This is a genomic window from Ralstonia pickettii (genome assembly GCF_001699815.1).
Taxonomy (GTDB): Bacteria; Pseudomonadota; Gammaproteobacteria; order Burkholderiales; family Burkholderiaceae; genus Ralstonia; species Ralstonia thomasii.
The window spans coordinates 20,017-39,422 of the sequence record NZ_MCGB01000106.1; the positions used below are offsets into that span (position 1 = coordinate 20,017).

General features: G+C 63.6%; 23 protein-coding genes and 1 pseudogene. 5 read left to right on the forward strand and 19 right to left on the reverse strand.

Going from position 1 to position 19,406, the window contains the following annotated elements:
* Window positions 1-2: 2 nt before the first annotated feature.
* The 13 genes and pseudogenes from atpA to BEK68_RS23110 all read right to left on the reverse strand — a co-directional run bounded on the left by atpA (window position 3) and on the right by BEK68_RS23110 (window position 12,189).
* Window positions 3-1,544, reverse strand: coding sequence for a F0F1 ATP synthase subunit alpha (gene atpA / locus BEK68_RS23050; RefSeq protein ID WP_004628633.1), 1,542 nt, complete (start codon window positions 1,542-1,544; stop codon window positions 3-5).
* 73 nt (window positions 1,545-1,617) lie between these two features.
* Complete coding sequence (locus BEK68_RS23055) at window positions 1,618-2,154, reverse strand: F0F1 ATP synthase subunit delta (protein ID WP_004628631.1); 537 nt, start codon at window positions 2,152-2,154, stop codon at window positions 1,618-1,620.
* A 2-nt stretch (window positions 2,155-2,156) separates the two neighbouring features.
* Complete coding sequence (locus tag BEK68_RS23060) at window positions 2,157-2,627, reverse strand: F0F1 ATP synthase subunit B (RefSeq protein ID WP_004628630.1); 471 nt, start codon at window positions 2,625-2,627, stop codon at window positions 2,157-2,159.
* A 106-nt stretch (window positions 2,628-2,733) separates the two neighbouring features.
* Window positions 2,734-3,000, reverse strand: coding sequence for a F0F1 ATP synthase subunit C (gene atpE / locus BEK68_RS23065; protein WP_003262709.1), 267 nt, complete (start codon window positions 2,998-3,000; stop codon window positions 2,734-2,736).
* Between the two features lie 83 nt (window positions 3,001-3,083).
* Complete coding sequence (atpB, locus tag BEK68_RS23070) at window positions 3,084-3,965, reverse strand: F0F1 ATP synthase subunit A (protein ID WP_004628622.1); 882 nt, start codon at window positions 3,963-3,965, stop codon at window positions 3,084-3,086.
* Window positions 3,966-4,196: 231 nt separating this feature from the next.
* Complete coding sequence (locus BEK68_RS23075) at window positions 4,197-4,745, reverse strand: ATP synthase subunit I (protein ID WP_012436729.1); 549 nt, start codon at window positions 4,743-4,745, stop codon at window positions 4,197-4,199.
* 349 nt (window positions 4,746-5,094) lie between these two features.
* A complete protein-coding gene (locus BEK68_RS23080) occupies window positions 5,095-6,006 on the reverse strand; it encodes a ParB/RepB/Spo0J family partition protein (RefSeq protein ID WP_004628618.1) in 912 nt (303 codons plus the stop codon).
* Window positions 6,007-6,023: 17 nt separating this feature from the next.
* Complete coding sequence (locus tag BEK68_RS23085) at window positions 6,024-6,809, reverse strand: ParA family protein (protein WP_004628617.1); 786 nt, start codon at window positions 6,807-6,809, stop codon at window positions 6,024-6,026.
* Window positions 6,810-6,846: 37 nt separating this feature from the next.
* Window positions 6,847-7,515: a 16S rRNA (guanine(527)-N(7))-methyltransferase RsmG gene (rsmG, locus tag BEK68_RS23090; protein ID WP_012436730.1), complete on the reverse strand. Its 669-nt coding sequence runs from the start codon at window positions 7,513-7,515 to the stop codon at window positions 6,847-6,849.
* Window positions 7,515-9,464 carry a tRNA uridine-5-carboxymethylaminomethyl(34) synthesis enzyme MnmG gene (gene mnmG, locus BEK68_RS23095; RefSeq protein ID WP_012436731.1) on the reverse strand — a complete coding sequence of 650 codons (1,950 nt, stop codon included), beginning with the start codon at window positions 9,462-9,464 and terminating at the stop codon, window positions 7,515-7,517. The genes rsmG and mnmG overlap by 1 nt, the downstream gene beginning before the upstream one ends.
* A gap of 185 nt (window positions 9,465-9,649) precedes the next feature.
* On the reverse strand, window positions 9,650-9,946 hold the full coding sequence (locus tag BEK68_RS23100; protein ID WP_080515832.1) for a LysR substrate-binding domain-containing protein: 297 nt from the start codon (window positions 9,944-9,946) through the stop codon (window positions 9,650-9,652).
* A gap of 279 nt (window positions 9,947-10,225) precedes the next feature.
* Complete coding sequence (locus BEK68_RS23105) at window positions 10,226-11,374, reverse strand: ABC transporter substrate-binding protein (RefSeq protein ID WP_012436732.1); 1,149 nt, start codon at window positions 11,372-11,374, stop codon at window positions 10,226-10,228.
* A 161-nt stretch (window positions 11,375-11,535) separates the two neighbouring features.
* Window positions 11,536-12,189 (reverse strand): annotated as a pseudogene (locus BEK68_RS23110) (short chain dehydrogenase).
* Between BEK68_RS23110 and BEK68_RS23115 the strand changes: the two are divergent.
* Together BEK68_RS23115 and BEK68_RS23120 are read left to right on the forward strand one after the other, a co-directional pair.
* Window positions 12,145-12,426, forward strand: a complete 282-nt coding sequence (locus tag BEK68_RS23115) for a LysR substrate-binding domain-containing protein (RefSeq protein ID WP_404944687.1) — start codon at window positions 12,145-12,147, stop codon at window positions 12,424-12,426. The pseudogene BEK68_RS23110 and the gene BEK68_RS23115 sit on opposite strands and share 45 nt — an antisense overlap.
* Window positions 12,427-12,431: 5 nt before the next feature.
* A complete protein-coding gene (locus tag BEK68_RS23120; protein WP_004628605.1) occupies window positions 12,432-12,647 on the forward strand; it encodes a DUF3820 family protein in 216 nt (71 codons plus the stop codon).
* A 12-nt stretch (window positions 12,648-12,659) separates the two neighbouring features.
* Here the strand turns inward: BEK68_RS23120 and BEK68_RS23125 are convergent, their stop codons facing one another.
* The gene (locus tag BEK68_RS23125) at window positions 12,660-13,556 is read right to left on the reverse strand and encodes a LysR family transcriptional regulator (RefSeq protein WP_012436734.1); all 897 of its coding nucleotides are present in this window, start codon (window positions 13,554-13,556) and stop codon (window positions 12,660-12,662) included.
* A 105-nt stretch (window positions 13,557-13,661) separates the two neighbouring features.
* Here BEK68_RS23125 and BEK68_RS23130 point away from each other — a divergent pair, with 105 nt between their 5' ends.
* Window positions 13,662-14,618, forward strand: coding sequence for an SDR family oxidoreductase (locus BEK68_RS23130; RefSeq protein ID WP_012436735.1), 957 nt, complete (start codon window positions 13,662-13,664; stop codon window positions 14,616-14,618).
* Here BEK68_RS23130 and BEK68_RS23135 read toward each other — a convergent pair.
* Window positions 14,604-15,155 carry a phosphonate degradation HD-domain oxygenase gene (locus BEK68_RS23135; protein WP_012436736.1) on the reverse strand — a complete coding sequence of 184 codons (552 nt, stop codon included), beginning with the start codon at window positions 15,153-15,155 and terminating at the stop codon, window positions 14,604-14,606. The genes BEK68_RS23130 and BEK68_RS23135 overlap by 15 nt on opposite strands.
* Before the next feature lie 168 nt (window positions 15,156-15,323).
* On the opposite strand from BEK68_RS23135, the gene BEK68_RS23140 reads away from it, so the two are divergent.
* Window positions 15,324-15,701 (forward strand): cupin domain-containing protein, encoded by a 378-nt coding sequence (locus BEK68_RS23140; protein WP_012436737.1) that lies wholly within the window; start codon window positions 15,324-15,326, stop codon window positions 15,699-15,701.
* Here BEK68_RS23140 and BEK68_RS23145 read toward each other — a convergent pair.
* Both BEK68_RS23145 and BEK68_RS23150 read right to left on the reverse strand, forming a co-directional pair.
* Window positions 15,691-16,449 carry a sulfite exporter TauE/SafE family protein gene (locus BEK68_RS23145; protein WP_004628594.1) on the reverse strand — a complete coding sequence of 253 codons (759 nt, stop codon included), beginning with the start codon at window positions 16,447-16,449 and terminating at the stop codon, window positions 15,691-15,693. The two genes, BEK68_RS23140 and BEK68_RS23145, sit on opposite strands and share 11 nt — an antisense overlap.
* Before the next feature lie 23 nt (window positions 16,450-16,472).
* Window positions 16,473-16,910: a hypothetical protein gene (locus BEK68_RS23150; RefSeq protein ID WP_012436738.1), complete on the reverse strand. Its 438-nt coding sequence runs from the start codon at window positions 16,908-16,910 to the stop codon at window positions 16,473-16,475.
* A gap of 119 nt (window positions 16,911-17,029) precedes the next feature.
* On the opposite strand from BEK68_RS23150, the gene BEK68_RS23155 reads away from it, so the two are divergent.
* Window positions 17,030-17,281: a hypothetical protein gene (locus tag BEK68_RS23155; protein WP_012436739.1), complete on the forward strand. Its 252-nt coding sequence runs from the start codon at window positions 17,030-17,032 to the stop codon at window positions 17,279-17,281.
* Window positions 17,282-17,514: 233 nt separating this feature from the next.
* On the opposite strand, the gene BEK68_RS23160 is transcribed toward BEK68_RS23155, so the two are convergent.
* Together BEK68_RS23160 and BEK68_RS23165 are read right to left on the reverse strand one after the other, a co-directional pair.
* The gene (locus BEK68_RS23160; RefSeq protein ID WP_024542449.1) at window positions 17,515-18,501 is read right to left on the reverse strand and encodes a branched-chain amino acid ABC transporter permease; all 987 of its coding nucleotides are present in this window, start codon (window positions 18,499-18,501) and stop codon (window positions 17,515-17,517) included.
* A 14-nt stretch (window positions 18,502-18,515) separates the two neighbouring features.
* Entirely contained in the window at window positions 18,516-19,400 is an 885-nt protein-coding gene (locus BEK68_RS23165; RefSeq protein ID WP_004628588.1) for a branched-chain amino acid ABC transporter permease, read from the reverse strand.
* Window positions 19,401-19,406: the final 6 nt, after the last annotated feature.

Below are 19,406 nucleotides of genomic sequence, written 5' to 3' on the forward strand. Positions count from 1 at the left end.
GGTTAGAACGCGGCGGACTTCTTGAAATCCTCGATCGCGGCACGCAGGGCGGCCTCATCGTCCTTCGACAGATCCTTCGTATCTTCGATGCGGTTGATGAGGTCGGCGTACTTCGTCTTCAGCGTGTCGTGCAGGCCCTTTTCAAACGCCAGGATGTCCTTCACGTCCACGTTGTCGAGGAAGCCGTTGTTGGCTGCGTAGAGCGACGCGGCCAGCTGCCACACCTGCAGCGGCTGGTATTGCGGCTGCTTGAGCAGTTCGGTCACGCGGCGGCCGCGCTCGAGCTGCTTGCGGGTCGCTTCGTCCAGGTCGGAAGCAAACTGCGCGAACGCAGCCAGTTCACGGTACTGGGCCAGGTCGGTACGGATACCGCCGGACAGCTTCTTGATGACCTTGGTCTGGGCAGCACCACCCACACGCGACACCGAAATACCGGCGTTGATTGCGGGGCGTACACCTGCGTTGAACAGGTCGGTTTCCAGGAAGATCTGGCCGTCGGTAATCGAGATCACGTTGGTCGGCACGAACGCGGACACGTCGCCGGCCTGCGTTTCGATCACGGGCAGTGCGGTCAGCGAACCGGTCTTGCCCTTGACTTCACCGTTGGTGATCTTCTCGATATGCTCGGCGTTCACACGCGCAGCACGCTCCAGCAGACGCGAGTGCAGGTAGAACACGTCGCCCGGGTAAGCCTCACGGCCAGGCGGACGGCGCAGCAGCAGCGAAACCTGACGGTACGCCCAAGCTTGCTTGGTCAGATCGTCATACACGATCAGCGCGTCTTCGCCGCGGTCGCGGAAGTACTCGCCCATCGTGCAGCCGGCGTAGGCCGACAGGTACTGCATGGCAGCCGAATCGGAAGCGGCGGCAGCCACCACGATCGTGTATTCCAGCGCGCCGTGCTCTTCGAGCTTGCGCACCACGTTGGCGATCGTCGAAGCCTTCTGGCCGATTGCCACGTACACGCAGAAGATGCCCTTGCCCTTCTGGTTGATGATGGCGTCGACTGCCACGGCGGTCTTGCCGGTCTGGCGGTCGCCAATGATCAGCTCACGCTGCCCACGGCCGATCGGCACCATTGCGTCGATCGACTTCAGACCGGTCTGCACCGGCTGGCTCACCGACTGACGCGCGATCACGCCCGGAGCGACCTTTTCGATCACGTCCGTCTTCTTGGCGTTGATCGGGCCCTTGCCGTCGATCGGCTGGCCCAGTGCGTTGACCACGCGGCCCAGCAGTTCCGGGCCAACCGGCACTTCCAGAATGCGGCCCGTGCACTTGACTTCGTCGCCTTCGGAAATGTGCTCGTACTCACCCAGCACCACAGCGCCGACAGAGTCGCGCTCGAGGTTCAGCGCGAGGCCGAACGTGTTGCCCGGGAATTCCAGCATTTCGCCTTGCATCACGCCCGACAGGCCATGAATGCGGCAGATACCGTCCGTCACGGAGATGACCGTGCCGGTGTTCTTTGCGTCAGCGCCAGCCTTCAAGCCCTCGATACGGGTCTTGATCAGGTCGCTGATCTCGGAGGGGTTCAGTTGCATCGAATGCTCCTAATTCTTCAATCTGTCTGCGGGCGCGATATCGTCGATTGCATCGGCGCCTCGCGAAACAGCATTACGCGGCGGTCAGCGCAGACTGCATCTGCGTCAGGCGCGCGCGCACCGAGGTGTCGAGCACTTCGTCGCCAATCTGCACACGCACGCCGCCGATCAACGAAGGATCGACGCTCACGTGAGCCTGCAGCTTCTTGCCGAACTTGCGTTCGAGCGTGGCGACCAGTTCGGTCAGGGGCGCGCCCTCAAGCGGGAACGCACTGGTGATCTCGACGTCGGCGGCGCCTTCGCTGGCATTCCGCAGCACATGGAATTGCGCGGCAATTTCCGGCAACAGCGTCAGGCGCTTGTTGGCCACCAGCAGGCCAACCAGTTCCTTCGCCTCATGCGATACCGGAGATTTCAGCGCCGACAGGAAGATCCCCGCCACATCGGCTTTGGAGAGCTTCGGATCATCGGCGACTGCCTTCATGTCGGGCACGGCGGCAATTTGCCCCATTTCCGACACGAGCTCAGACCATGCACCCAGATTGCCGGCCTTCGCCACGCGGAACAGCGCCTCTGCGTACGGACGGGCAACGGTTGCGAGTTCTGCCATGATTACAGCTCAGCCTTGAGTTGATTGAGCAGATCGGCGTGGACCTGCGCATTGACTTCACGCTTGAGGATCTGCTCGGCACCCTTGACGGCCAGAACAGCAACCTGGTCACGCAGCGATTCACGCGCGCGCACGGTTTGCTGCTCGGCTTCGGCCTTGGCTTGCGCGATGATGCGCGCGGCTTCGGCTTGGGCGTTTTGCTTGATCTCATCGGCGGTCATCTGGGCGCGCTTTTCAGCGTCCGCGATGCGTTGCGCGCCTTCATTGCGCGCCTCGGTCAGTGCTTGGTCGACCCGCTTGTTGGCCAGCTCCAGCTCAGCCTTGCCCTTATCGGCAGCGGCCAGGCCATCGGCGATTTTCTTCGCGCGTTCGTCGAGCGCCTTCACCAGGGGCGGCCAAATGAATTTGGCAACAACCCACCACAGGATGAAGAACACGACCATCTGCGCGACGAGTGTGGCGTTCAGGTTCATGGTGTGTTCCTTTCGGTATTGAGACTACGGATCAATGCACGAAGCGGCGAGGGTCACGCGGTGCGTTCACCCTAGCCGCCTCCGGCATCATGCAGACCGAAAAGAATTACTTGATGACCGACAGCAGCGGGTTGGCGAACGCGAACAGCATGGCCACACCAACACCGATCAGGAATGCCGCGTCGATCAGGCCAGCCAGCAGGAACATCTTCGTTTGCAGCGGGTTCATCAGTTCAGGCTGACGTGCGCAGGCTTCGATGTACTTACCGCCCATCAGTGCGATGCCGAGGCAGGCGCCGATAGCACCCAGGCCAATGATGATGCCGATACCGATGGCGGTCAGACCTTGGATGTTGGCGAGAAATGCTTGCATGATGACTCCCTTTTACGTGAAAGACTAAGAACTTGAGAACTTGGAAAAATCAAACGGAACCGGAGAACCTGAACCGCAACTACTTAGTGGTGTTCATGTGCCTGGCCGATATACACCAGCGTCAGCATCATGAAGATGAAGGCTTGCAGCAGCACGATCAGGATGTGGAAGATCGCCCACACTGCGCCAGCCACCACGTGACCCACGAAACCCAGTGCCGACGTATCAGCACCGAACGTCCAGACCGAGCCAAGCAGCGCGATCAGCAGGAACACCAGTTCGCCCGCGTACATGTTGCCGAACAACCGCATGCCCAGCGACACAGCCTTGGCGAGGAATTCAATGATGTTGAGGATCAGGTTGAATGGCGCGAGGTACCACTTGGCGCCGAACGGTGCCGACAGCAGCTCGTGTGCAAAGCCGCCGGCGCCCTTGATCTTGAAGCTGTAGTAGATCATCAGGATCAGCACAGCGAACGACATGCCGAACGTACCGTTCAGGTCAGCCGTGGCCACCGCGCGGTGGTGCGGGACGTGCACGCCGAAGGTACCGAGCAGGTGGTTGACGCCCGTGACCCAGTCCACCGGGATCAGGTCGACCGCGTTCATCAGCGTAACCCACACGAAGACCATCAGCGCCAGCGGAGCGATCCAGGAACGATCGCCGTGGATGATGCCCTTGGCCTGATCGTCGACCATCTCGACAACGAGTTCAACGAAAGCCTGGAAGCGACCCGGAACGCCGGCGGTGACGCGGCGTGCGGCAATGCCCAGGACGATGATGCCGATCAGGCCCATCAACACGGACCAGAACATCGTGTCCCAGTTGATGACGGAGAAGTCGACGACGGAGGCCTGCTTGCCACCGATGCTGTTGAAATTCTGCAAATGCTCCGCGATATACGCGGAAGGCGTAAGAGCGTGCTCGGCGGCGTGGCCGGCGGCTTCTGCGACTTCAGTTGCCATGATGATTCAGTCCAATATTGCGAAACATTCTTCGTGACCCGTTCCGACTCGCGCCCGATGCAACCAGGTTTCCCCTGGAGATCGCGGACTGCACGCGGCTGAAACACGCCACCTTATTCTTGCGGAGTGTCAGCGCAATGAACCTGGCTTCTCCTGCATCAGGTCCTTGCCGTGTACCAACACGTCCAGTGTGCCCGCCATGTCGTGGTGGGCTGGAGCCGATTCAACGCACTATCGCAGCGCGAGACCGACCCAATACATCTTGAGCGCCAGGATCAGGGTGATCAGCAAGGGCGGCCAATGCAGGCCCTTGAACACCACCACCACGATCACCAGCAGCGCGACCGTGCCAAGCACCTTGATCGCTTCGCCCACTACCAGACGGGCGATGGATTCGAACCCCTTGGCCGTCGACAGCCGCATCGCGAACCATGCCGAAGGCACCACGCATACGCCACCGCCCAGCAGCGCCGACAATCCAGCCTCGGCGGCTGACGCAGCGCCCGCTCCCGCGAACCAAGTGCCGACATACCAACCGAGCGCACACAACAGTGTGATGGCCACCTGGCCGAGCACGATGGAAAAGGGCGTGATACGCGAGGCCTGCAGAGCCTGCTCGCCGAACAGGGCGACCGCTTCGTCATGCGAGAGCACATGCACCGGCGGCTCCGCCTGCTCCTCATCGTCCCAACCGTCGCGCTTCGGATCCTGCGCCGACGTGGGTCGGGCGGCTTTCAACGAAGCGTAAGAATCGGGCCGTTGCCGGTCGGTTGGCTGCATGGAAGAATGCGCTTTCATCATGCCGCACCGCTTTGGGTCAGGCGGATTTAAAACCGCACGATTTTACGGGACATGGCGTTCGCCAGTCAACGCGCAAGCGAATGCTCGTGCGGGCGCCTTCGACAGCACTCCGTGCGGCCGCGTTCCATACGGCGAGCGCAATACGGTGCTGTCGCCGGGGCACCGAATCCGCCTGATGGTGCTGCACCCCGTTGATTCCATGATGGTGCTGGCGAAGCGCGGCGTCGATGACGCGCGAGGTAATTGCACCAATTCCGTGCCAAAGGGTGCCCGTACACGGCGCCACGACGACGGCTCCAATACGTGCGTCAAACTGTCGCAGGGAAACTCAGGCCGCCTCTTCGTTGCCGTCCGGTCGCAGGCGCGCGAGCAAGCCGTCGAACTCGTCAAGACTGCTGAACTGCACGGTCAACTGACCACGGCCCTTGGCCGCCAGCTTGATCTGCACACCCAGGCCCAGTTGATCGGCCAACTCCTCTTCCAGGCGCGCGACGTCACGACCACCTTGGTGACCGCCCTTTTGCTTGAGTGACTTCAGCTCGAATGGCTTGAGCGTCAACGCGACCAGTTTTTCCGTCTCGCGCACCGACAGGCGCTTGTTGACGATCTGGTTGGCCAATGTGATCTGCGTAGCGCCATCGACGGCGAGCAGCGCGCGGGCGTGGCCCATGTCGAGGTCGCCGGCCATCAGCATGGTCTGCACGGGCTGAGCGAGATTGAGCAGGCGCAACAGGTTCGACACCGCGCTGCGCGAACGCCCTACCGATTCCGCCGCCTGCTCGTGCGTGAACTGGAATTCACGCACCAGGCGCGCAATGCCCTGCGCCTCTTCCAGCGGGTTGAGATCTTCGCGCTGGATGTTCTCGATCAGCGCCATGGCAGCGGCTGATTCATCCGGCACGTCCTTCACGAGGACGGGCACTTCGGTCAGGCCGGCGAGGCGCGAAGCGCGGAAGCGGCGTTCACCCGCGATGATTTCGTACTTCGGCTTCGCGCCGTCTGACTCGACCTTGCGCACCAGAATCGGCTGCATCAGGCCTTGTGCGCGGATGCTGGCGGCGAGCTCCTGCAGCGCGCCTTCGTCCATGCGCGTGCGCGGCTGATATTTGCCGGGCTGCATCTGTTCCAGCTTCAGGACCGTCGGGGCGCCCTCCTGCTTGGCGGCTTCGACAATCTCGGCTGGACTGCCGAGCAGCGCTTCGAGGCCGCGGCCCAGTCCCTTTTTTTTCATCGTGCTCATGTTGTTCCTCTTACCGCTCAGGCCGGCGTGTCGGCCATCTGCCGCACGCGCGCGATCATCTCGGCACCGAAATCCAGATAGGCCTTGGCCCCCTTCGATGCCACGTCAAACGCCACGCCCGGCATGCCGTACGACGGCGCTTCGGCCAGACGCACATTGCGCGGGATGACCGTCTTGAACACCTTGTCGCCGAAGTGCGATTCGAGTTGCGCCGAGACCTGCTGCTGCAACGTCACGCGCGGGTCAAACATCACGCGCAACAGACCGATCACCTTGAGATCGCGGTTCAGGTTGGCGTGCACCTGCTTGATGGTGTTGACCAGATCCGACAGGCCTTCGAGCGCGAAGTACTCGCACTGCATTGGCACGACCACGCCATGCGCGGCGCACAGGCCGTTGAGCGTGAGCAGCGAGAGCGACGGCGGACAATCGATGAGGACAAAGTCGTAGTCGGCTTCCACCTCGGCGAGCGCAAGCTTGAGGCGGTTCTCGCGATGTTCCAGATCGACCAGTTCGACTTCGGCGCCGGCCAGGTCGCGGTTGGCGGGCAGCACGTCATAGCGCCCTGCCTCCGAGCGCTGGCGCGCCTGCGGAATCGTCGCCAGCCCGACAAGCACCTGGTAGACGCTGAATTCCAGCGTGTGCTTGTCGATGCCGGAGCCCATCGAAGCATTGCCCTGAGGGTCGAGGTCGACCAGCAGCACGCGTTGCCCTTGCGCGGCCAGTCCGGCCGCGAGATTCACCGTGGTGGTGGTCTTGCCGACCCCGCCCTTCTGGTTGGCGATCACGAAAATATTCGACATGACTCCTCTGCGGTGAATGGCTCGCTACAACGTTCGCTCACGCCGACGGCGCGAGGATGACCAGGTGACGCTCAGCCGGCAGCCCCGGCACGGTCAGGCGCTCGATGGCTTCGACGGTCCAGCCGGCGGGCAGGCGTTCGATTTCGGCATCCGGGCGCACGCCCTTCATGGCGACCATGCGGCCGCCGGGCGCCAGCAGGTGCCCGGCCAGATTCACGAAATCGACCAACTCGGCAAACGCGCGTGACGTGATGACGCCGTAGCCGGTGGCATCGGCCAGTTTTTCTACATGGCCCCAATGCGATTGGGCATTGGCCAAGCCAAGCTCGGCGCGGCACTGCGTCAGGAAGGCGGTCTTCTTCTGCACGATGTCGACCATCGTGACGCTTACATCTGGGAAAGCGATGGCCAGCGGAATGCCCGGCAGCCCACCACCCGAACCGACGTCCAGCACGCGCGGTGCGTCGGGTTGGGCACGGCGGGCCAAACCGGCGATGCGCGACACGGCCGAGAGCGAATCCAGCAGGTGATGCGTCAGCATGTCGCCGGCATCACGAATGGCGGTCAGGTTATAGACGCGGTTCCATTTGGCCAGCAGCCCTTGATACGCCAGCAGGCGATCGACCTGCGCGTCGTCCAGCGACAAGCCAAGCGCACGGGCGCCGGCTTCCAACTCTGCCCGGGCGTCTGTCAGTGCATTCGCCATCAAGCGGCCTCGCCTTCTGAACTGGCGCGCGGGCCAACTTGGCCACGCAGCACGCCCTTCTTGAGGTGCACGAGCAGCAGCGACACGGCGGCCGGCGTGATGCCGGAGATACGTGAAGCCTGTCCGATGGTCTCGGGCTTGTGCTTGGCGAGCTTCTGCTGGACCTCGATCGACAGACCGCGCACTTGCGAATAATCGAAATCGGCCGGCAGACGGGTGTTCTCGTTCGCACCGAGGCGCTCCACTTCATCGGCTTGCCGGGCGATATAGCCGTGGTATTTGATGCCGATCTCGACCTGCTCGCGGATCTGCTCGGCCAGCAACGGGTCTTCAGCCAACGGCGATTCGAGCGCGTACTTGCCGCCCTGCATGCCCACAAGGGTTTCGTACGTCACGTTAGGCCGGCGCAGCAAGTCGGCCAAGGCGTACTCGCGCTCAATGCCTTTGCCCAGGACCGGCTCAGCGTCTTCCAACGGAAGCGTGGCCGGATTCACCCAAGTCGACTTGAGGCGCTCTGTTTCACGTGAAACAGCGTCACGCTTCCGGTTGAAGGCATCCCAGCGAGCGTCGTCGACCACGCCCAGCGTGCGGCCGACTTCGGTCAAGCGCATGTCGGCGTTGTCTTCCCGCAGGCTGAGGCGGAACTCGGCCCGGCTGGTGAACATGCGATACGGCTCGGTCACGCCCCGGGTGATGAGGTCGTCGACGAGCACGCCCAGATAAGCCTGGTCGCGGCGCGGCGTCCAGGCATCCTTGCCCTGCACTTGCAGGCCGGCGTTGATGCCCGCCAGCAGGCCTTGCGCCGCGGCCTCTTCGTAACCGGTCGTCCCGTTGATCTGGCCAGCGAAGAACAGGCCGGAAATCGCCTTCGACTCCAGCGAGGCCTTGAGGCCGCGCGGGTCGAAGTAGTCGTACTCGATGGCGTAACCGGGACGCAGGATGTGGGCATTCTCCAGCCCGCGCATTGAGTGGATCAGGTCGAGCTGCACATCAAACGGCAGGCTGGTCGACACGCCGTTCGGGTAAAACTCGTTGGTCGCCAAGCCCTCCGGTTCCAGGAAGATCTGGTGGCTGTCCTTGCTGGCGAAGCGATGGATCTTGTCTTCAATGCTAGGGCAGTAGCGTGGCCCCACCCCTTCGATCACGCCCGTGTACATGGGGGAGCGGTCCAGCCCGGCGCGGATGATGTCGTGCGTGCGCTCGTTGGTGTGCGTTACCCAGCACGGCACTTGACGCGGATGCATGTCCGCGCGGCCCATGAACGAGAACACCGGCACCGGATCGAGATCACCCGGCTGCTCTTCGAGCACCGAAAAATCGATGGAGCGGCCGTCAATGCGCGGCGGCGTGCCGGTTTTGAGGCGGCCTTGCGGCAGCTTCAATTCCTTCAGACGCGCCGACAGCGATACCGCAGCCGGGTCGCCCGCGCGACCGCCGGTGTAGTTGTTTAGCCCGACGTGGATCTTGCCGTCGAGGAACGTGCCGGCCGTCAGTACCACAGCACGTGCACGGAACTGCACGCCAACCTGCGTCACCGCCCCGATTACGCGATCGCCTTCTACCACCAGGTCTTCCACAGCCTGCTGGAACAGCATCAGGTTCGGCTGGTTTTCCAGGCGATGACGGATCGCCGCCTTGTACAGCACGCGGTCTGCCTGCGCGCGAGTCGCCCTCACGGCCGGGCCCTTGCTGGAATTGAGGATACGGAACTGGATCCCGCCCTCGTCCGTCGCAATGGCCATGGCGCCGCCGAGCGCATCCACTTCCTTGACCAGGTGACCCTTGCCGATGCCGCCGATGGACGGATTGCAGCTCATCTGCCCCAAGGTCTCGATGTTGTGCGTCAGCAGCAGGGTCTGGCAGCCCATGCGCGCCGCCGCCAGGGCGGCCTCGGTGCCGGCGTGTCCGCCGCCCACCACGATCACATCGAATTCAATTGGATACAGCATGGCTTCCTCCTCGCATGGAGGCATTGAAAATTTGGAGAAGCGGAATTATAAGTCGCGCAGCTACACCACAGTTCGACGATGCGGTAATCGAGACGAAATTCCCCCGCTTTTCGTGTTTCACGTGAAACATGCACCGCTTGTCGGGCAGGCTTGTGTTTCACGTGAAACACACCGAGGGTTGGCCTTCAGGCATCGTGACCCGAGTGCGTCCGCAGAAAGTCGATGAAGACGCGCGGCTTGCCCGGCATCCGAGGCGTGCCTGGGAAATAGAGATGAAAGCGATACATCGGCGGACACCACGGCTCGAGCACTCGAACCAGGCGGCCGGCCGCCACATGCTCGGTAACGAGGTCTTCCAACACGTGCGCCAAGCCCATGCCCTGCTTCGCCGCCTCGACCATCGCCAGCACATCATTGGCGATGAAGCCCCCGTCACATCGGCCGACTGAATGGCACCACCGCGGGGTTCGACAAACGCCCAGTCATACAAGGCGCCGCTACTCGGAAAGCGATATCGGATGCACCGATGCCCGCGCAGTGCGTCCAGCGATTCAGGAGTGCCATACGCTTGCAAATAGCCTGCGCTGCCCACCACCGCGATACGGCGCGCCGGTCCAATCGGCACGCCGACCATGTCGCGGCGCTGCCCACAACCGCGGCATCGCCAGTACCGAAAAGCCTCGCCAGCACTTGAGCCCCAAAAGCAAAACGCACGGCGCGAACCGTGCGTTTTGCTTTGGGCAATGACGTGGGCTACGTCATTAATTCTGCAGCTTCCACTTCCCGTCCTTGATCTCCACCATCACCCGCGCCCGCTGATCCAGCCCGAGGTGATCCTTCGCATTCATATTCATCACGCCGTGCGAGATGGCCAGGTTGGTCGTCGTCTCCATCGCATCGCGCAGCCCCTTGCGGAACGCCGGCGTGCCGGGTTGCCCCTTCTTCAGCGCTTCGGGCATCGCCTGCGTGAACAACAAACCGGCATCCCACATGTGGCCACCGAAGGTGGAAACCTGCCCGCCGTAGGCCTTCTCATATGCAGTCTTGTACGCCAGCGCCGGCTTCTTTACCAGATTGCTGTCCGGCAGTTGCTCGGCAACCAGGATCGGGCCCGCGGGCAGGTACGTGCCTTCGCAGTCCTTGCCACACACACGCAGGAAGTCGGCGTTCGCCACGCCGTGCGTCTGATACAGCTTGCCCTTGTAGCCGCGCTCCTTGAGCGCCCGTTCCGGCAACGCGGCCGGCGTACCCGAGCCTGCGATCAGCACCGCATCCGGATTGGCTGACATGATCTTCAGCACCTGCCCCGTCACCGACGTATCGGTCCGAGCAAAGCGCTCATTGGCGACGACCTTCAGCTTGCGCAATGCAGCCACCTTGTCGAACTCCTGCGCCCACGAATCGCCATAGGCATCGGCAAAACCGATCAGCGCGACCGTCTTCACGCCGTGGTTGGCCATGTGCTCGGCAATGGCGGTCGCCATGTGGGAATCGTTTTGCGGCGTCTTGAAGACCCACGCCCGCTTGGCGTCCATCGGCTCGATGATCCGCGCTGATGCGGCCAAGGTGATCATTGGCGTTTCGTTCTCGGCCACCACATCCACCATCGCCAGCGAGTTCGGCGTGACGGTCGAACCGATCACCAGGTCGACCTTGTCTTCGGTGATCAACTTGCGCGTGTTCTTGACGGCCGTGGTCGTGTCAGACGCATCGTCGAGCACGATGTACTCGATTTTCTTGCCGGCGATTTCCTTGGGGAGCAGCGCGACGGTGTTCTTTTCCGGAATGCCTAGGGAAGCGGCCGGCCCCGTGGCAGACACCGTGATGCCGACCTTCACCTGGGCGAACGCCGTACCTGCCAACAGTGCCGTCGCGGCGAGTGCAATGCGGGATGCGCGCGAAACCTTCATGCCGTCCGTCTCCTGAGATATGCGAAGCGGGTCTGCGCCCGCCCTGGATCTGCGATTTGGCCGACCGCTGGGTCGGGGATGAACGAGTCTAGAAGGAGTCACGCCACGCGAGCAAGGGGGGAGATACCCCAAACCTTAACGTGTTCACGATCTGGGCAGATTCAGCCTACGCGATACACCCGGCCGCTCTGCACGCCCTCCACGCTGCGTCGGTACGCCAGCGCCGCACGCGCTGCCGGCACAGGCTAGAAGCCCGGAAAGAACGCGCCATACGCCTCCATCGATTCGGTCAGCACCGTCGGGCTCACCGCGTTCATGCGGATGCCGCGCGGCAGTTCGCACGCGGCGGCGCGCACAAAACCCTCCACGCCCGCGTTGACGGCGCTCGCGTTGGCGCCTTGTGCAACAGGCTCCTGCCCCACGATACCGGTCGTCAGCGTGATCGAGCCGCCGTCGTTCAGATAATGCTGGCCGACGAGCGCCAGGCGCACCTGACCGAGCAGCTTGTCCTGCAGGCCAACGGTGAAATCCGCGGCCGTCATCTTTGTCAGCGGCCCGAAGAACAGGTTGCCGGCGGTGGAGACGATCGCATCAACGCGGCCAACCTTGTCGAACAGTGCGGCCACGCTGTCGGCATTGGTGATGTCGACCTGATGCTCACCCTGCGTGCGGCCGACGCGGATGATTTCGTGCGCACCGCCCTGCTCCAGTTCCGCCACCACGGCGCGGCCCAGCGTGCCGCTGGCACCAATCACGACGATCTTCCTGTCTTGCTCCCTCGCAAATCCGGTTGGAATGGCGCCTACGACGGCCATGGCTTGCGCGCGGCAGCGCTGACCGGTGCCGGCCTGCTGCTGCAGCCCGAAGTGCTCGTCGCCGAAGACCTGGCAAGCGGCCGACTCGTACGCGTGCTGCAAGCGTATGCGCCCGGGCCGCGGCCGATTCATGTCGTGTATCGGCAGGACCGGCGGCCGCTACCGAAGCTCTCCGGTTTTGTGGAGCATTTGCTGGCGCAGGTGCCCACGTTCGTCCCCGCATCGGCGGCACAATAGCGCCCATGAACCCCGAAGACCTCCACCGCCTCGTCACCACGCAGATGCCCTTTGGCAAATACAAGGGCCGCCTGATTGCCGACCTGCCGGGTCATTACCTCAACTGGTTTGCACGCGAAGGGTTTCCGCCGGGGCAGATCGGCCGACTGCTGGCGCTGATGCAGGAGCTGGATCACAACGGCCTGAAGGGCCTGCTCGACCCACTGCGCCAGGGCCGCTGACAACGCGATCGATCAATCGCCGTTGATGTAACGCAGCAGCCCCGTCGCCAGCGCATCAAACACCACGCGGCAGCGCGGGCTGTCACGCAGGTCTTCGTGCATGGCGAGCCAGGTGTCGAGCGTGATGGAAATCTGATCGCCGAACAGCCGAACCAGATCTGCGTTGTTCCGCACCAGCCCGATCTGGCAGAAGCCGATGCCAAAGCCCGCACGCAGCGCGGCAATCGCAGCCAGGTCACTGTCGGTGCGCAGTGCGAAGCGGTTGCGTTGAACCCACGGCAGTTGCGCTCGCATGCTGCGCAGGAACGCGTTCTCTTTGTCGTAGCCGATCAAGGTGTGGGCCGCGAGTTCTTCCACCGTGCTTGGCGTGCCGCGCTGCGCCAGATAGCGCCGGTGGGCAAATATCCCCAGCTCGATCGCGCCGATGTGCCGCGCGACGAGCACGCCCTGGCTCGGTGGCTGCATGCGCACGGCGATATCCGCCTCGCGGCGCAGCAGGTCTTCCATCCGGTTGGAGGGCACCAGTTCGAGCGTCAGCTCCGGATAGGCGGCGTGCAGGTCGGCGAGGATGGGCGGCAACACTTCCACCGCCACCACCTCGCTGGCAGTGATGCGCACGGTGCCGCGCACGCCCTCGCCCTGGCTGGAAGCGGCGCGCAGCAAGGCGGCGCTCGTGGCTTCGAGCGATTCCGCAAACGGCCGCAGCGATAGCGCCGCTTCTGTGGGGCTCAGCCCTTGCTGCGTTCGGAGGAAGAGCGACATGCCCAGCGCCCGTTCGAGCGCATCGACATGTCGCCCCACGGTCGGCTGCGTCAGCCCCAACGCGCGGGCGGCGCCCGACAGCGATCCTTCTCGCACGACGGCAAGAAACGTCCGATACAACTCCCAACCCGGTTCTGATCCGCTCATACAAATTTGTATAGCTGTACGCTTGATATCAACAATTCCATTGAAGCATAGCTGCGCCCAGAATGCCTCCATCGCAACGCTCTCTCTCACATCAGGAGCACGATCATGGAACAGGTAAAACGCATCGCATTGGTACTGGGCGCCACTGGCGGCATTGGCGGCGAAGTGGCACGTCGGCTGGTGGCACGTGGCTGGCATGTGCGGGCGCTGCAGCGCAATCCGGTCGCGCTGACGAACCGCAACACCGCATTCGAGTGGATTCGCGGCGACGCGATGGTGCGCGAAGACGTGGTCGGCGCGGCGCAAGGCGCGGAGCTGATCATCCACGCCGTCAACCCGCCGGGCTACCAGAACTGGGCCGGCCTGGTGCTGCCGATGATCGACAACACCATCGCCGCCGCCCGCGCCTCGGGTGCGCGCATCGTGCTGCCGGGCACGGTGTACAACTTCGCGCCGGACACGTTTCCCGTGCTGCGCGAAACCACCCCGCAGGCACCGCTCACGCGCAAGGGCAAGATCCGCGCGGAGCTGGAGCGCCGCATGCAGGCCGCCAGCGCCGACGGTGTGCGCAGCCTGATCGTGCGCGCCGGCGATTTCTTCGGGCCGCAAACCAGCAACACCTGGTTTGCCGGCGCGCTGGTCAAGCCGGGCAAGCCTGTCCGCACCGTTACGCATCCGGGCGCCGCCGGCATCGGTCATCAATGGGCGTATTTGCCCGATGTGGCCGAAACGATGTTGCGTCTTGTCGAGCAAGGCGACCGTCTGCCGGACTTCGCCGTCTATCACATGCGCGGCCACTGGGATGCCGATGGCACGCAGATGGTCGCATCGATTGGCCGCGCGGTGGGCCACCCCGTCAAGACGCGCGCATTCCCGTGGTGGCTGATGCCCGCGCTGACACCGTTCTCGGAGATGCTGCGCGAGATGCGCGAGATGCGTTATCTGTGGCAGCACCCGGTGCGCATGGACAATGCCAAGCTCGTGCAGGCACTCGGCGCCGAACCGCACACGCCGTGGGACGAAGCCGTGGGCGCGACGTTACGCAGTCTAGGCTGCCGCTGAAACCCGCGCGGCCATCGCCAGGAAGTGCGCAAGGTCAGGCGTGCGCTGCCCCGCCACCTTGGCGAGGTCATCCCACTGGCGCAATTGCAGCGCATCGGCAGCGTATGGACGCTGCATGAAGGCCTCGGCCTCGTGTGTCGAAAACACGCCGCCCTGCAGCGCCAGGCTGCGTACCGAATCCGCTGATAGGCGTGCGTAGTAATGCGCGTCCATCGCGCACAGGCAGCGCTTGGCATCCACGTGCAGGCGGATCGGCTCCAGCACGGCGTCCGGAAACGTGGCGCGCAGAAATGGCAGCGCAACGTACTGGTGCTGATCGTCGATGCCGTGCGCGGTGGGGGTCTCACCTTGCAGGTTCAGCAAATGACCGAGGTCGTGCAGCAACGCCGCCGTGATCAGCGCATCCGACGCGCCGGCCGCCTCCGCCAGCGCCGCCGTCTGCAACGCATGTTCGAGTTGGGTGACGGGCTCGCCACTGTAGGCAATGCTGCCGTGGCGATCGAACAGCGTGCGGATGTCGTCAAGACTCAGGGCCATGATGCTGCGCAGTAAAAGCGGAACTTTGCAGCCTAGCCAGCCCGTGCGGCAACACGGTGACAACGCACCGCGCATTAGCCCGCGTGATCGGCGCGATTAGAAAGTTTGGTTGGGAATGCGCGGCGGGCGCCCGTATCTTCAGTGCCTTCCCACCCATCGGAGCGCACCATGCTCGCAGGACACGCCGTACAGGTCACGCACGCGCTGGAACAGGTCACGGACTATTGGTCGCCGCGCATTGTCGGCCAAGTCAACGACCAATACATCAAGGTCGCCAAGCTCAAGGGCGAATTCGTCTGGCACGACCACCCGAATGAAGACGAACTGTTTTTCGTGGTCTATGGCCACCTGAAAATCGCCTTCGAGGACCGCGCCGATGTGCATCTCGGCCCCGGTGACTTCTGCGTCGTACCGCGTGGCGTGCGGCATTTTCCGGTTGCCGACGAGGAATGCGGAATCATGCTGATCGAAACCGTGACCACGCAGCACACGGGCGATGTCATTACCGAGCGCAGCGTGACGCTCGAGAAGCAACTCAACGGATGAACGCGTCGTAAGCCGTCTTCAAAATCAACGCCAGCACCACCACGATGAACACCTTGCGCACGAAGCGGCTGCCGTGCCGCAACGCGAGGTGGCTGCCGACCTGATTGCCGGCCACGTTGGCGACTGCCATCACCACGCCAAGCTGCCACCACACGTGGCCCTTGGCGGCCAACAGTAACAGGGCCGCCACGTTGGTCGCCAGATTCACGATCTTGGTGGACGCCGACGCGTGCAGAAAGTCGTACCCAAACACGCGCACAAACACGATCATCAGAAAGCTGCCGGTGCCCGGGCCGAAGACGCCGTCGTAGAAACCGATGGCGGCGCCAGCCAGCAACGCCGTCGCCCGCTCGCGCCAGCCCTGGAGGCTCGGGGCGTGATCGGCGCCCAGATTCTTCTTGGCCACCGTGTAGACGAGCAGCACCGCCAGCACGAACGGCAGCGCACGGCGCAGCGGTTCGGCGGGAATATGCATGAGCGCCCACGCGCCCAGTAGCGAAAACATAAACGCGGTGACCACCGCCGGTGCCGTCGCGCCCCAATAGATGCGCACCGTGCGGCCGTAGCGCACCGCCGCCGTCGCGGTGCCCGACATCGACGCGACCTTGTTCGTACCGATGAGCGTAGCGGGCGCGATGTTCGGATACGCAGAGAACAGGGCGGGAATCTGCACTAGGCCGCCGCCACCGGCTACGGCATCGATCAGGCCGGCCAGAAAGCCGGCCACGGCGAGCAAAGCGAATTCCATCAGGAGAAACGAAACACGAAGGATTAGCCCAGCGACTTGGGCGACGGGCGTGCGCTGCGCCGCCAGCAGCCCGACGCGTCGGGCACAAAGCCGAGCGCTGCGGCGTCTTCAGCCGAAAGCGCCGCGGGCGGCAGCAGGACGTGGAGTATGCCGTGTGCCCTGGCGTACTCATTGACGGCCGCCAAGGCGGCCTCACGCGTGGCCATGTCACCGGTAAATAGCATCACGCCAGCCGGCAACCACGCCACCAGACCGCCCAGCATCAGATGCGGCACGAGCGTGATCGGCACCACGCCGGCCAACACCTCACCCGTCTCCACCAGGAAGCATGGATGCACGCTCGGATGAGCGAGCAGCGTATCGACGGCATGCGCCAGCTGCAGCGGCGAGGCGGTCGACGCGACGGCGGTCAGCAGGTGCGCGCGGTCTTCAGGCGTGGCAAGGCGGGTGGACAGGATCATGGGCGGCTCTGGCGAAGGCGCCATTGTCATGCAGCGCGCGCATAGGCGTCGACGCCTAATGCATTTCTCTTGTGAATCTGCACGAACCAGAATGGATGCGTCGCCCCACGGAGCCCGCCATGGCAGACCCGACCCGCGCCCTCACCCTGCAATTGCTGCAGTCGCTGGCCGAGCGGCCCCGGCCCTACGCCGAAGTGCTGGAAACGTGGCGGACGTCGTGCCCGCGCTTGTCGATCTGGGAGGATGCCTGTATCGACGGGCTGGTCGACTGCGCGCCCGAATCCCCGCCTGAGCTGCAGCTAGTGACGGTCAGCGCCCGGGGGCGGGCACTGCTGGCCGGCGCTCTCGCGGAAGGAGACCGCACAAACTAAAAGGCCCTGCCGGGGATCGCCTGGCAGGGCCTTTATCTATTTTGCATCTCCACCGTACATGCGGTGCGTGCTGTCGTCTCCTCGCTCCCGCCTCATTTATCTCGTGCGAAAACCGTAACGAGACTGTAAAAGATGCACCGCAATGCAGCAACTAGAGCAAACCCTTACGGTGCATGAGGCACCAAGTGCAGCCGTTCGGGTGAAATTTACCGGCATCTTCGCGCATTGTGGCGTCAACGTCGCAGCCAGGGCACACGCGCCGCAATTTCGCCCATGATGCCGCGCCGGAACGTCAGCACACAGATCACGAAGATCGCGCCCGTGACCGTGGTGACTGATTCGCCAAGGATATTGAAGCCGTCGATGCCAGTGGCGCCAGCGAGGAAACTGCCGATGTCGCCGAGCTTGTTTTCCAGCGCGATCACGAGCGCCGCACCCAGCAGCGGGCCAGACAGGATACCCAGGCCGCCTACCAGCGTCATCAGGATGACCGAGCCGGACATCGACCAGTGCACGTCGGTGAGCGTCTCGAAGCCGAGCACCAGCGTCTTGAGCGAACCGGCCAGGCCCGTCAGCGCCGCCGACAGCACGAAGGCCAGCAGCTTGAAACGATCGGTGTCGTAGCCGAGGGACGTGGCGCGCGGCTCGTTCTCCTTGATGGCCTTGAGGATCTGCCCGAACGGCGAGTGGATCGTGCGCACGATCAGCAGGAACGCCAGCACCACGATAGCGAGCACGACGTAATACAGCGTGAGGTCGGACGACAGATCCAGCACGCCGAACAGCTTGCCGCGCGGCACGCCCTGCAGGCCGTCTTCGCCGCCGGTGAATGGCACCTGAAGGCAGAAGAAATACAGCATCTGTGCCAGCGCCAGTGTGATCATCGCGAAGTAGATCCCCTGACGACGGATGGCGAGCAGGCCGACGATCAAACCGATGAACGCGCCCGCTGCAGTGCCCGCCAGCAGGCCAAGCTCCGGCGTGACATGCAGGTCGCGCATCATGTAGCCGGCCACGTAGCCCGCGCCGCCAAAGAACGCCGCATGCCCGAACGATAGCAGCCCTGTGTAACCCAGCAGCAGGTTGAAGGCGGAGGCAAACAGCGCAAAGCACAGCAGCTTGGCGACGAACACCGGATACGCGCCCACCAGCGGCGCGGCAATCAGCGCCACCAGAAGCAGCCCGTACAGCACGTATTTGAGGGAAGAAGAGTTGGTCATGTTGGCCGCGCCGCTCATTTCTCTTTACCGAACAGGCCCGCCGGACGCACCAGCAGCACCAGCACCATGATCACGAACACCACGGTCGCCGACGCCTGTGGATAAAACACCTTGGTCAGCCCCTCGATCACGCCCAGGCCCAGCCCGGTGACGATCGAACCGAGAATCGACCCCATGCCGCCAATCACCACCACCGCAAACACGGTGATGATCATGCTCTGCCCCATCAGCGGCGAGATCTGGATGACCGGCGCCGCCAGCACACCAGCAAACGCCGCCAGCGCCACGCCAAAGCCGTAGGTAAGCGTGACCATCAGCGGCACGTTCACGCCAAAGGCTTCGACCAGCTTGGGGTTCTCCGTGCCGGCGCGCAGGTAAGCGCCCAGCTTCGTCTTCTCGATCATGAACCACGTGGCAAAGCACACCGCCAGCGACGCCACCACCACCCACGCGCGATAGTTGGGCAGCATCATGAAGCCGAGGTCGGTGGCACCCTGCAGCAGTTGGGGCGTGTCATATGGCAGGCCAGACACACCGTAGATGGCGCGGAACACGCCTTCGATGACGAGCGTCACGCCCAACGTGAGCAGCAGGCCATAGAGGTGATCGAGCTTGTAGATGAACCGCAGCAGCGTGCGTTCGATCACCACGCCCAGCAAGCCGATCGCCAGCGGCGAGAGCGCGAGCATCGCCCAATAAGGCACGCCCAGGTACGAGAAGCCCATCCACGTGAGCACCGCGCCCAGCATGAACAGCGCGCCGTGCGCAAAATTGATGACGTTGAGCAGCCCGAAGATGACCGCAAGGCCCAGGCTCAACATCGCATAGAAGGAACCGTTGACCAGACCCAGCAGCAGCTGGCTGAGCATGGCCGGTAGCGGAACGCCGAAGATTTCCATCGCGGT